At 69.5% G+C, this 11,401-nt stretch carries 14 protein-coding genes, 1 tRNA gene and 1 riboswitch; of the genes, 10 read left to right on the top strand and 5 right to left on the bottom strand.

Features of this window, described 5'->3' with window-relative positions; genetic code table 11:
* Positions 1-234: 234 nt before the first annotated feature.
* The 4 genes from AOK11_RS31560 to rdgB all read left to right on the top strand — a co-directional run bounded on the left by AOK11_RS31560 (position 235) and on the right by rdgB (position 2,571).
* Positions 235-468: a PTS sugar transporter subunit IIB gene (locus AOK11_RS31560; protein WP_055597112.1), complete on the top strand. Its 234-nt coding sequence runs from the start codon at positions 235-237 to the stop codon at positions 466-468.
* A gap of 159 nt (positions 469-627) precedes the next feature.
* A complete protein-coding gene (gene rph / locus AOK11_RS31565; protein WP_055597113.1) occupies positions 628-1,365 on the top strand; it encodes a ribonuclease PH in 738 nt (245 codons plus the stop codon).
* Positions 1,366-1,508: 143 nt separating this feature from the next.
* Positions 1,509-1,907 carry a hypothetical protein gene (locus AOK11_RS31570; RefSeq protein ID WP_055597114.1) on the top strand — a complete coding sequence of 133 codons (399 nt, stop codon included), beginning with the start codon at positions 1,509-1,511 and terminating at the stop codon, positions 1,905-1,907.
* A 61-nt stretch (positions 1,908-1,968) separates the two neighbouring features.
* Positions 1,969-2,571: an RdgB/HAM1 family non-canonical purine NTP pyrophosphatase gene (gene rdgB / locus AOK11_RS31575; RefSeq protein ID WP_055597115.1), complete on the top strand. Its 603-nt coding sequence runs from the start codon at positions 1,969-1,971 to the stop codon at positions 2,569-2,571.
* 40 nt (positions 2,572-2,611) lie between these two features.
* Here the strand turns inward: rdgB and AOK11_RS31580 are convergent.
* The 4 genes from AOK11_RS31580 to bcp all read right to left on the bottom strand — a co-directional run bounded on the left by AOK11_RS31580 (position 2,612) and on the right by bcp (position 4,558).
* Positions 2,612-2,697 (bottom strand) — tRNA-Leu (locus tag AOK11_RS31580).
* Positions 2,698-2,718: 21 nt separating this feature from the next.
* Positions 2,719-3,315 carry an HNH endonuclease gene (locus AOK11_RS40930; protein WP_079035212.1) on the bottom strand — a complete coding sequence of 199 codons (597 nt, stop codon included), beginning with the start codon at positions 3,313-3,315 and terminating at the stop codon, positions 2,719-2,721.
* A complete protein-coding gene (locus AOK11_RS31585; protein ID WP_055597116.1) occupies positions 3,312-3,956 on the bottom strand; it encodes an HNH endonuclease signature motif containing protein in 645 nt (214 codons plus the stop codon). Before AOK11_RS31585 ends, AOK11_RS40930 begins: the two co-directional genes overlap by 4 nt.
* 134 nt (positions 3,957-4,090) lie before the next feature.
* A complete protein-coding gene (gene bcp / locus AOK11_RS31590; RefSeq protein ID WP_055597117.1) occupies positions 4,091-4,558 on the bottom strand; it encodes a thioredoxin-dependent thiol peroxidase in 468 nt (155 codons plus the stop codon).
* A 153-nt stretch (positions 4,559-4,711) separates the two neighbouring features.
* Here bcp and AOK11_RS31595 point away from each other — a divergent pair, with 153 nt between their 5' ends.
* The 3 genes from AOK11_RS31595 to sugE all read left to right on the top strand — a co-directional run bounded on the left by AOK11_RS31595 (position 4,712) and on the right by sugE (position 6,058).
* Positions 4,712-5,041 (top strand): DUF3618 domain-containing protein, encoded by a 330-nt coding sequence (locus tag AOK11_RS31595; RefSeq protein WP_055597121.1) that lies wholly within the window; start codon positions 4,712-4,714, stop codon positions 5,039-5,041.
* Positions 5,042-5,166: 125 nt separating this feature from the next.
* A complete protein-coding gene (locus tag AOK11_RS31600) occupies positions 5,167-5,523 on the top strand; it encodes a GroES family chaperonin (RefSeq protein ID WP_055597118.1) in 357 nt (118 codons plus the stop codon).
* Positions 5,524-5,621: 98 nt separating this feature from the next.
* Positions 5,622-5,681, top strand: a riboswitch (guanidine-III (ykkC-III) riboswitch).
* Between the two features lie 56 nt (positions 5,682-5,737).
* Entirely contained in the window at positions 5,738-6,058 is a 321-nt protein-coding gene (gene sugE / locus AOK11_RS31605; protein WP_055597119.1) for a quaternary ammonium compound efflux SMR transporter SugE, read from the top strand.
* A 44-nt stretch (positions 6,059-6,102) separates the two neighbouring features.
* Here sugE and AOK11_RS31610 read toward each other — a convergent pair whose 3' ends face one another.
* Positions 6,103-8,436 carry a transglycosylase domain-containing protein gene (locus tag AOK11_RS31610; RefSeq protein ID WP_055597122.1) on the bottom strand — a complete coding sequence of 778 codons (2,334 nt, stop codon included), beginning with the start codon at positions 8,434-8,436 and terminating at the stop codon, positions 6,103-6,105.
* Positions 8,437-8,840: 404 nt separating this feature from the next.
* Here AOK11_RS31610 and AOK11_RS31615 point away from each other — a divergent pair, with 404 nt between their 5' ends.
* The 3 genes from AOK11_RS31615 to AOK11_RS31625 form a co-directional block, all read left to right on the top strand.
* On the top strand, positions 8,841-9,626 hold the full coding sequence (locus tag AOK11_RS31615) for an ABC transporter permease (protein WP_055597123.1): 786 nt from the start codon (positions 8,841-8,843) through the stop codon (positions 9,624-9,626).
* A gap of 118 nt (positions 9,627-9,744) precedes the next feature.
* Positions 9,745-10,536 carry an ABC transporter permease gene (locus tag AOK11_RS31620; protein ID WP_055597120.1) on the top strand — a complete coding sequence of 264 codons (792 nt, stop codon included), beginning with the start codon at positions 9,745-9,747 and terminating at the stop codon, positions 10,534-10,536.
* Positions 10,537-10,619: 83 nt separating this feature from the next.
* On the top strand, positions 10,620-11,401 hold a 782-nt coding region (locus tag AOK11_RS31625; RefSeq protein WP_055597124.1), incomplete at its 3' end, for an ABC transporter ATP-binding protein.

The raw sequence follows: 11,401 nt of genomic DNA on the forward strand, positions 1-11,401 counted from the left end.
GCGCCGGCAGGACTCTGCGTACTCATCCGGTCCCCTTTGCTGGAGATGGGCCGGGAGGCTCAGGGGGAGGCCCGCCGGAAGGGTTTGGCGACGGTCCCCCTGGTGGTGTAGACCAGTTGGAGACGGTTCCGCTGTCGTGACGCCATCCTTCGGCACAGACGGCACGACCGCTCGCAAAGATGGGCCAACTGTGGGTTACTGCGACAAAAGCGGTTCGGATCAGGGAGAGCGAACATGGCCAGCAAGGCTGAGAAGATCGTTGCCGGACTCGGCGGCATCGACAACATCGAAGAAATCGAAGGCTGCATCACCCGCCTCCGCACCGAAGTCGTCGACCCCTCCAAGGTCGACGACGCCGCACTGAAGTCCGCCGGCGCCCACGGCGTCGTCAAGATGGGCACCGCCGTCCAGGTCGTCATCGGCACCGACGCCGACCCCCTCGCGGCCGAGATCGAAGACATGATGTGACAGCCGGAACCTCCTGAACACCCGGAGCACCCGGAGCACTCGGAGCACCCGGAGATCCACGGCACCGGGAACTCCCGGCACCCGAAGGCCCCTTCCCAACGGCAGCCCACCCGCCGCACAGGGAAGGGGCCCCTCCCGTATACGGCTAGGCTCGACACCATGTCTCGAATCGACGGCCGCACCCCCGAACAACTCCGCCCGGTCACCATCGAACGCGGCTGGAGCAAGCACGCCGAAGGCTCCGTCCTCGTCTCCTTCGGCGACACCAAAGTCCTCTGCACCGCCTCCGTCACCGAAGGCGTCCCCCGCTGGCGCAAGGGCAGCGGCGAGGGCTGGGTCACCGCCGAGTACTCGATGCTCCCCCGCGCCACCAACACGCGCGGCGACCGCGAATCCGTCCGCGGCCGCATCGGCGGACGCACCCACGAGATCAGCCGCCTCATCGGCCGGTCCCTGCGCGCCGTCATCGACTACAAACAACTCGGCGAGAACACCATCGTCCTCGACTGCGACGTCCTCCAGGCCGACGGCGGCACCCGCACCGCCGCCATCACCGGCGCCTACGTCGCCCTCGCCGACGCCATCAACTGGTCCAGGGACAACAAGCTCATCCGCGCCAGCCGCCAGCCCCTCACCGGCACCGTCAGCGCCGTCTCCGTCGGCATCGTCGACGGCGTCCCCCTCCTCGACCTCTGCTACGAGGAGGACGTCCGCGCCGACACCGACATGAACGTCATCTGCACCGGCGACGGCCGCTTCGTCGAAGTCCAGGGCACCGCCGAGGCCGCGCCCTTCGACCGGACCGAACTGAACACCCTCCTCGACCTCGCCGTCGCCGGCTGTACCGAACTGACTACCGTGCAGCGCACCGCACTTGATAGCGTCCTCGAAAGGTAAAGGACGTACCAAAGGACGTGGCCGACGCGGGCAACCGCGCCGGCCACCCCCGCGTCCGTAGAGGTACGGGCGTACGGACGGACCGACTCCGCACACCCGGCCAGTGACGAGGGCCACCCGGCCCCACAGGGAGGGACCGTTCCATGGCCGCGAGCCGCCGACGCCGCACCACAGCCGTCACCGCCACCCTGGCGGCTGTCGTACTCACCGCCGGACTCACCACCGGCTGCAGTGCCGTCGACAAGGCACTCGACTGCGTCCGGACCGCCGACGCCATCGCCGACAGCGTCACCGAACTCCAGCAGGCCGTCGAGAACGCCTCCGACGACGTCACCCAACTCGAGGAGTCCCTCGACTCCATCGACCAGAACCTCGGCGAGATAGGCGACCAGACCGACAACGCCGACGTCGGCAAGGCCGTCGACGACCTCGACAAGGCCGTCGGCAACGTCCGCACCTCCGTCGAGAAGGGCGACACCACCCCCGACCTCAGCCCGGTCACCGACGCGGCCGGCGAACTGACGAAGGTCTGCACCCCGTAGACCACCAGGAGGAGCGGACGGCGGGACGGGGTCCGGAACGGGGCCCGGGATACTGGACCCCATGACCCGCCTGATCCTCGCCACCCGCAACGCCGGAAAGATCACCGAACTGCGGTCGATCCTCGCCGAAGCCGGACTGCCCCACGAACTCGTCGGCGCCGACGCCTACCCCGACGTCCCCGACGTCAAGGAGACCGGCACCACCTTCGCCGAGAACGCCCTCCTCAAGGCCCACGCCCTCGCCCGCGCCACCGGCCACCCCGCCGTCGCCGACGACTCCGGCCTCTGCGTCGACGTCCTCGGCGGCGCCCCCGGCATCTTCTCCGCCCGCTGGGCAGGCCGCCACGGCGACGACCGGGCCAACCTCGACCTGCTCCTGGCCCAACTCTCCGACATCGCCGACACCCACCGCGACGCCCACTTCGCCTGCGCCGCCGCCCTGGCCCTCCCCGACGGCACGGAACGCGTCGTCGAAGGCCAACTGAGGGGCACCCTGCGCCACACCCCGGCCGGCACCGGCGGCTTCGGCTACGACCCGATCCTCCAGCCGGAGGGCGAGACCCGCACCTGCGCGGAGCTTTCCGCGGCGGAGAAGAACGCCATCAGCCACCGGGGCAAGGCCTTCCGCGCGCTGGTACCGGCGGTGCGGGAGCTGCTGGGGTGAGCAACCAGGGAGGGGCCACCCCGCTGGCGGCCCCTCCACGTGGTGCGGCCGGTGGGACTCGAACCCACACGGGCTTCCGCCCACGGCGTTCTAAGCGCCGCTTGTCTACCATTCCAACACGGCCGCATGTCCGGGCCATGCTACCTGTCACTTGGCGCTCGTTTGAGGGGAACGTCGTCGGCCGCCACGGCACCAGGTGCTTGTGACCGCATGGCAGTTTGGGCACAGCAACCGCAGATTCTCGCGCCGGTCGTCCCGCCAGTCACCGTTGATGTGATCGACCTCCAGCGTCATGGGCTTGCCCAGCCATTCGGGGCCCGTACCGCACTCGGCGCACTCATTGGGCACGCCGACTTCGCAGAGCGCCCGACGCAGGAGTGCGGTCTTCGTCCGACGTTTGCCATCGTGTTTGATCAGGATGTCCTCAGGTCGCCTGAGCGGGGTCGGACCGGGCTTGCCGCGTTGATGGGCCTGTCCCAGAAAGTGCGCCATCGAGACGTTCTCCTCAGCGATCCACTGGCGCAGGAGGGTGCGCTGCGTACCACTGTTCGGCTGCCCCAGCCGACGAAGTACCGCAGCGATCGAAACGGATTCGGCGACTGCCGTGCGCAGCTCTTCGGTGGTGGGCCGGGGAAGCCCGGCCGAAGGGCTGAAATGCGAGAAGGCGATCGCCTCATCGAGGCTGGAGCACTGTGCGGCAGCTTCTGCCAGCCGATCGCGGGTGTACTGCACGCCACTACTCATCGGCTCGCACGACCCTTGCCGCGTCCCCGGTAATTGTCCGTTGTCGAGTGGCAGTTGGGGCAGAGGAACCGCAGGTTCTCGATGCGGTTGTTTCGCCAGTCGCCGTCCACGTGGTCGACCTCCAACGGGAGCGAGTGCCCCCGCCACACGCTTCCGGTACCGCAGAGGGTGCACTGCTCCGGTACCCCCAGGGCGGTCATCGCCCACTTGATCCGGTCGCTCGGGATGCGCCGGGCCTGAGCGGGTGGCTGCTCGACGAGCAGGTTCTCCGGCGTCCGCGGGCGCCAGGGTTTACCTCTCCGGGTCGGCATCCGGAAGTGCGAGATGTCCAGGCCGTACGCCTTGATCCGGCGGCTGATGTGCGTGTGGTGCCCACCGACCACCTCCAGCCCGAGATGCCGCAACACCTCGCACATGTTCGTGGAGGCCGAGACCGCCTCCTGGAGGACGTCCCGGGTCCACTTCACCCCCTCACGTTGGAAGTGCGCCGTGTCGACCCCGAGCTTCTTCATCCGTCCCAGTACGTACCGCCGCGTCGAGCTCCTCGGATCCACCCCCAGCCGCACCAACGCCTCCGACAACGTCCGTGCCCCCCGAGCCGCCTCCTCCAGCCGCTCCTTGGTGTACGCGCTTGTCCCCATCGAGTCCCCTCCGTTTCTAGGCCACCCGTTCGCGGCCTCGTACGGAGTAACGAACCGTTTATCGGACGGTCACGCACGGCATGCGGAACGGCCCGTACCGGGTGCCGGTACGGGCCGTTCGCGGGTGCTTCGGGTCAGACGCCCAGATCCCTGATGATCTTGGCCACGTGGCCCGTCGCCTTGACGTTGTAGAGGGCGCGCTCGACCTTGCCCTCCTCGTCGACGACGATCGTGGAGCGGATCACGCCGACGACGGTCTTGCCGTACAGCTTCTTCTCGCCGAAGGCGCCGTACGCCTCCAGGACCTGCTTGTCGGGGTCGGAGAGGAGGGTGACCTTCAGGGACTCCTCGTCACGGAACTTGGCGAGCTTCTCGGGCTTGTCGGGGGAGATGCCGATGACGTCGTAGCCCGCGCCGGTCAGCAGCTCGAGGTTGTCGGTGAAGTCGCAGGCCTGCTTGGTGCAGCCGGGGGTGAGCGCCGCCGGGTAGAAGTAGACGATGACCTTGCGGCCCTTGTGGTCGGCCAGGGATACCTCGTTGCCGTCGGCGTCGGGCAGGGTGAAGGCGGGGGCCGGGGCTCCGGGCTCGAGGCGTTCGCTCATCGGTCTGGTCTCCTCGTACGTACACGCTGGGTGGATCGGGTGCCGGGATCGAGGGTAACCGGGTGCCCTGACCGTGCGGGGCGGCGCGAAGCTGACAGACTGTCCGGCACAGGTACGGCTTTTATGGTTTCAGCGGATTTCGGAGGCGACACGGTGGCGGACACGGCGGACACCAGAACCCCGGCGGAGATCGAGGCGGACATCAAGCGCCGTCGCGCGGTGCTGGCCGAGACCCTGGACGAGATCGGCGTGCGGGTGCATCCGAAGACGATCGTCGGGGACGCGAAGGCCAGGGTCGCCTCCAATGTCGATCACACGCTCGGCAGGGCGTATGTCGGCGTGAATCGTGTGGTGAGTGATGTCAAGGCGCAGTTCGTGGACCTGAACGGTGCGCCGCGGCTGGAGCGGGTCGTGCCGGCCGTGGTTCTGGTGGTGGGTGTGGCGGGGCTGCTGGCTCTGGGGTCGCGTCGGCGCAGGCGTTGATCCGTACTCGGACTCGTACCCATACCCCCGCCCGTACTCGGACTCGTACCAGGACTCGGACTCGGGCCGGAACGTACGTGGACCCGATCGCGTACGTCCGTGGCCAAGGCAGGTAGGTTTCAGGCGTGAGCGCGAAGAAGAACGAGCACGACCCCCGGCACGACAAGCTGCCCATCCGGATGCTGCACGACCGTGTACTGGTGCGGCAGGACGCGAGTGAGGGCGAGCGGCGGTCCGGGGGCGGCATCCTGATTCCCGCGACGGCGGCGGTCGGCCGTCGGCTGGCCTGGGCCGAGGTCGTCGCGGTGGGACAGAACGTCCGGACGGTGGAGACGGGTGACCGGGTGCTGTACGACCCGGAGGACCGTGCGGAGGTCGAGGTGCGGGGCACCGCGTACGTGCTGATGCGGGAGCGTGATCTGCACGCCGTGGCCGCGGACCGGTTCGAGGGGTCGGAGGACTCGACGGGCTTGTACCTGTAGATCCGTGGACCGTCGCGGCGTTGCCGTGGTGGTGGTCGGAAGGGCTGGTGACCATGGTCACCAGCCCTTCCGGCTGTCTGGCCAGGGCTTTAGAGTGGGGGGACCCACTGGGCCCCGACGAGACGCGCCGTACCGGGGTGAGGCAAAGACGACGCACTCCCGTTTCGATTCGACGGTTCGTTGATCGTCGACGTGTGTTCCGGAGGTGCCTGTCGTGGCGTGGGTTCTGTTGATCGTGGCCGGTCTGCTCGAGGTCGGCTGGGCGATCGGGATGAAGTACACCGAGGGGTTCACCCGGCTGGTTCCCAGCGTGCTCACCGGTGCCGGCATCGTGGCGAGCATGGTGCTGCTGTCGTACGCGGCGAAGACGCTGCCGATCGGTACGGCGTACGGCGTGTGGGTGGGGATCGGTGCCGCCGGGGCGGCGGTGCTGGGCATGGTGGTGCTGGGGGAGCCGGTGAACGCCGCCCGGATCTTCTTCGTGTGCCTGCTGGTGGTCGCCGTGGTGGGGCTGAAGGCGACGTCGGGGCACTGAGCATCCGACATCGAGCGTCGTGGGCGGTCGGTCCTCGGGTGCGCTCACTCCCCGCGGGGGCGTGGGATGAAGCCGGTGAGGCCGCCGCGGCCGCCCGTGCCGGGGTTCTCGCCGTCGGACGAGCCGGTTCCGCCGCTGTCCGTGTCGCCCGTGGTGCCGCCACCGGTGGTTCCGTCCGTGGTGCCGCCGGTGGAGGTGTCGCCGTCCGTGCCGCCGGTCGTGGTGTCGCCGCCGGTGCCTTCGTTCGTCCCGCCTTCGGTGCGGCCCCCGCCGGTGCTGTCGTCCGGGCCCGGGTTCCGGGGCGCGTTCTCGTCCGGTCCGGGGGTGGCGGGTGTGTCGTCGCCCGGGGCGGTCGTGGGCGGACGGGAACCGGTGTCGGCGGTCGGCGGCGCGGTCCGTTCGGCGTCCGGCTGCAGTTCGAGGTCGAAGTCGCTGACGGGCTCGCCCTCCAGTGCCTCCCGGGTGAACTGGGCCCAGATCTCGGCGGGGACCCCGCCGCCGTTGATGCGGGGCAGTCCCATCGCGCCGTACAGCTTCTCCTGCACGGCGGTGTCCGGGTTCTGGCCCATGACCGCGACGACGGTGGCCAGTTCGGGGGTGTAGCCGGCGAACCAGGCGGCCTTGTCCTCCTCCGCGGTGCCGGTCTTGCCGGCGGCGGGGCGGCCCGCGCCGAGGGCGGCGGTCGCGGTGCCGTTCCGGACGACGCCGCGCAGGACGGCGGTGGTGGTGTCGGCGGCTTCGCGGCTGACCGCCCGGCGGTTCTTCCGCTCGGGCAGCGGCACCGTTTCCCTCCCGTCCTTGGTGATCTTCTCGATCATGGTGGAGTCGCTGTGCACGCCGTGGTTGGCGAGGGTCGCGTACGCCTCGGCCATGTCCAGGGCGCTGGCGGTGGCCACGCCGAGGGCGATGGAGGGGGAGGGGGTGAGTTCGGGTGTGGTGGAGGGGATGCCGAGGCCGATGGCGGTCTGCTGGACCTTATCGGAGCCGACGTCGACCGCCATCTGGGCGTAGACGGCGTTGACGGATTTGTCGGTGGCCTCGCGGACGGTGATGTCGCCGTACGAGCGGTCGTCCTCGTTGGCGGGGTCGTAGAGGCCGCCGGACCAGCCCTGGACGGGGCGCTTGTTGGTGCCGTCGTAGACGGTGTTCGGGGTGATGGCGTGGCCGTCCTGGGTGCGGGACCCGTTCTCGACGGCGGCGGTGAACACGAACGGCTTGAAGATGGAGCCGACCTGGTAATCCCGGCGGGTGGCGTTGGGGGTGTACTGCTTGACGTAGTCGATGCCGTTGTACATGGCGCGGACCTTGCCGGTCTTCGGCTCGACGGCGGCGCCGCCCGCGCGGACGTACGTGTCGACCTTGCGCTCCTTCTGGTCGAGTTGGTCCACCAGTTTGTCGTTGACGGCGTCGACGAAGGCGTTCTGCTTGTCCTTCTGCAGGGTGGTGGTGATGCGGTAGCCGCCCGCGTCGAGTTCCTCCTCGCTCACGATCTTGTTCCGGATGAGGTGGTCCTTCATGATCTGCACGATGTAGCCGCGCTGGCCGGACATGCCGGTGGAGTTGGTGTTCTCCTTGGGCGGGGGGAACTTCAGGCCGGCGCGCTCCGTCTCGTTCAGCCAGCCCTGCTCGACCATGCCGTCCAGGACGTAGTTCCAGCGGGACTCGGCTGCGGGGCGGTTCTCCGGGTGGGCGATGACGTCGTACTGGCTGGGGGCGTTGACCAGGGCGGCGAGGTAGGCGGCGCGGCCGGCGTCGAGGTCCTGGGCGTCCATGCCGTAGTAGGCCTGGGCGGCGGCCTGGATGCCGTAGGCGTTGCGGCCGAAGTAGCTGGTGTTGAGGTAGCCCTCGAGGATCTTTTCCTTGCTCTGCTCGCGGTCCAGCTTGATCGCGATGAAGAACTCCTTCACCTTGCGGGTGACGGTCTGCTCCTGCTGGAGGTAGTAGTTCTTCACGTACTGCTGGGTGATGGTGGAGCCGGACTGCTTGCCCTTGCCGGTGGCGGTGTTCCAGACGGCGCGGAGCATGGCCTGGGGGTCGACGGCGGACTCGGTGTAGAAGTCGCGGTCCTCGGCGGCGAGGATGGCGTGCTGCGCGTCCTGGGAGATCCGGCCGAGGCCGACGTTCTCCCGGTTGACCTCGCCGTCCCGGGCGATGACGGAGCCGTCGGTGTACAGGTAGACGTTGGCCTGCTTGATCGCGAGGGCGTTGGCGGACGGGATGTGCACGAGGTGGTAGCCGAGGAAGAAGCCGCCGGTGAGCAGGAGCGCGCCGGCGAGGAAGGCGCCCAGCGTCATCCGCCAGGTGGGGACGATCCGACGCCATCCGGTGCGGTTGCGCTTGCCCGGGGCGGGCTGCTGTGGCTGCGGCTCGTCGCTCATGTCGTGCACGGACTCCTGTTTCGCTTTTTTCTGAGGGTACGGCCATTGCGGCTGTTACTGCTGTTGCAGCTGGTACAACCGGTTCAGCTGGTAAGGCTGGTTCGGGCGGTACGCGTGGTGCGTGCGTGTACGCGTTGTGCGTCCCCTTAGAGAAGACTGTCGCATCCGTGGGTCCGTTCCCGTCGGCGGCGCGTGTCGGCCCGCGGCGCGGCTTCTCACACGTATGGCCCCGGACAGCCGGAAAATGCCTGGCAGGGCCTCGGCTGCCGGTACTAGGTTCGTGCGCTCGGACGCCGGGCGAGGACGCCGGGCGAGGCGAGGACCGGAGGCGGGTTGTGGGGGGAGGCTCGGCCCGGTCGTCGGCCCGGTCGTCGGTCAGGGCGTCGGTCCGCTCGTCGGTCCGGTTGTACGGGGCGGTCGCGGCGGGCGGCTTCCGGCGGTACGCGACGTACCGGGCGGCGACGGCGGCCGGGGTGTTCACCAACACGGTCTTCGGCCTGATCCTCGTGTACACCTATCTGGCGCTGTGGAACGAGCGGCCGGACCTCGGGGGATACGGGCAGGCGCAGGCGGTCACGTACGTGTGGCTGGGGCAGGCGCTGTACGCGACGCTGGCCATTCAGGGCGGCGGCTTCGAGATCGAGCTGATGGAGCGGATCCGTACGGGTGCCGTCGCGATCGATCTGTACCGGCCCGCCGACCTGCAGGGGTGGTGGCTGGCGCAGGATCTGGGCCGGTCGGTGTTCCAGTTGCTGGGGCGGGGCGTGATCCCCTTCCTGTTCGGGGTGACGCTCTTCCCGGTGGCGCTGCCGGACGATCCGCTGACCTGGGCCGCCTTCCTGACGACGGTGCTGCTCGCGATGGTGGTCAGTTACGCGATCCGCTACCTGGTGGCGCTGAGCGCGTTCTGGCTGATGGACGGTACGGGGGCGATGCAGATGCTGATGATCGTGGGGATGCTCTGCTCGGGCATGGTGCTGCCGCTGAACGTGTTCCCGGGCGCGTTCGGCGAGGTGGTGCGGATGCTGCCCTGGGCGGCGCTGCTCCAGGGGCCGGCCGACGTCCTGATGGGGGAGACGAGCGCGCTGCGGGTCTTCGCGCTCCAGGGCGCCTGGGCGGTGACGCTGCTGGTGGCGGGGCGGTTGCTGCAGTCGGCGGCGACGCGGCGGGTGGTGGTCCAGGGTGGCTGAGGGCGGTGGGCGGCCCGGCGTGGCGGAGGCCGGCGGGCGGGTCGGTGGCCGGACCGGCGAGGGGCCCGGTGAAGGGGCCGGTGGGAGGTCCGGCAGGAGGTCCGGGCTGGCGCAGGGGATGCGCGCGTACGGGCTGATCGCGGGGATGTGGATCCGCTCGACCATGGTGTACCGCACGTCGTTCGTACTGACGACCATCGGCGGGGTGGTGGTGACCGGCCTTGACTTCGTCGGCATCGCGCTGATGTTCTCGCACGTCGACGTGCTGGCCGGCCATGCCCTGGCCGAGGTGGCCTTCCTGTACGGCCTGTCCATCGTGTCGTTCGGCATCGCGGATCTGACGCTGGGCTCGATGGACCGGCTGGGACGCCGGGTGCGTGACGGCACGCTCGACACGCTGCTGGTGCGGCCGGTGCCGGTGCTCGCGCAGGTCGCCGCGGACCGCTTCGCCCTGCGCCGCGTCGGGCGCCTGCTGCAGGGGCTGCTGGTCCTCGGCTGGGCCGTCGCCTCGCTGGACATCGTCTGGACGGCGCCGAAGCTGCTGCTGATGCCGGTGACGGTGGTCAGCGGCGCGGCGATCTTCTGCGCGGTGTTCGTGGGGGGCGCGGCCTTCCAGTTCGTCGCGCAGGACGCGTCCGAGGTGCAGAACGCGTTCACCTACGGCGGTCAGACGATGCTGCAGTATCCGCCGGTGGTGTTCGCGCAGGAACTGGTGCGCGGTATGACGTTCGTGCTGCCGCTCGCCTTCGTCAACTGGGTGCCCGCGTCCTATGTGCTGGGGCGGCCGTATCCGCTGGACCTGCCGCAGTGGGCGGCGTTCATGGCGCCGCCGGTGGCGGCGGTGTGCTGCGTGCTGGCGGGGCTGGCGTGGCGGGCGGGGCTGCGTTCGTATCGGAGTACAGGGAGTTGACGGTGGGCGACGGCGGCGCGCGTGCGCATGGCGAGGGTGATGGCGGCGACGGCGGTGACGGGAGCCGTGACGATCGGGAGTTCATCCTTCTCGAGGGGGTCGAGAAGGTCTTCGACGTGCGGAAGAAGACCGGGTTCCTGAAGCGGGAGCGGCGGCGGGTGCGGGCTGTGGACTCGCTCTCGTTCTCCGTGGCACGCGGTGAGATGGTCGGCTACATCGGGCCGAACGGCGCGGGCAAGTCGACCACGATCAAGATGCTGACCGGGATTCTCACCCCGAGCGGTGGCCGGCTGCGGGTGGCCGGCATCGACCCCACCCGGGAGCGGATGCGGCTGGCGCACCGTATCGGGGTGGTGTTCGGGCAGCGGACGACGCTGTGGTGGGATCTGCCGCTGCTCGACTCGTACCGGCTGATGCACCGCATGTACCGGATTCCCGACGCCCGTTATCGCGCGAACCTGGACCGGCTCGTCGAACTGCTCGACCTGGGTGACCTGCTGGACACGCCGGTACGGCAACTCTCCCTGGGGCAGCGGATGCGCGGCGACATCGCGGCGGCGCTGCTGCACGACCCGGAGGTGCTGTACCTGGACGAGCCGACCATCGGTCTGGACGTCGTCTCCAAGACCAAGGTGCGGGACTTCCTGCGGGAGCTGAACACCGAGCGGGCCACGACGGTGCTGCTGACCACGCACGACCTGCAGGACATCGAGCAGTTGTGCTCGCGGGTGATGGTCATCGACCACGGCCGCCTGATGTACGACGGCCCGCTCGCCGGCCTGCACCGGGCGGGGGAGAGCGAACGCACGCTGGTGGTGGACCTGGAGCGGGAGATGCCGCCCATCGACGCGCCGGCGCCGGCGCG

The organism is Streptomyces hirsutus, assembly GCF_001418415.1.
In the GTDB taxonomy this organism is placed as follows: Bacteria; Actinomycetota; Actinomycetes; order Streptomycetales; family Streptomycetaceae; genus Streptomyces; species Streptomyces hirsutus.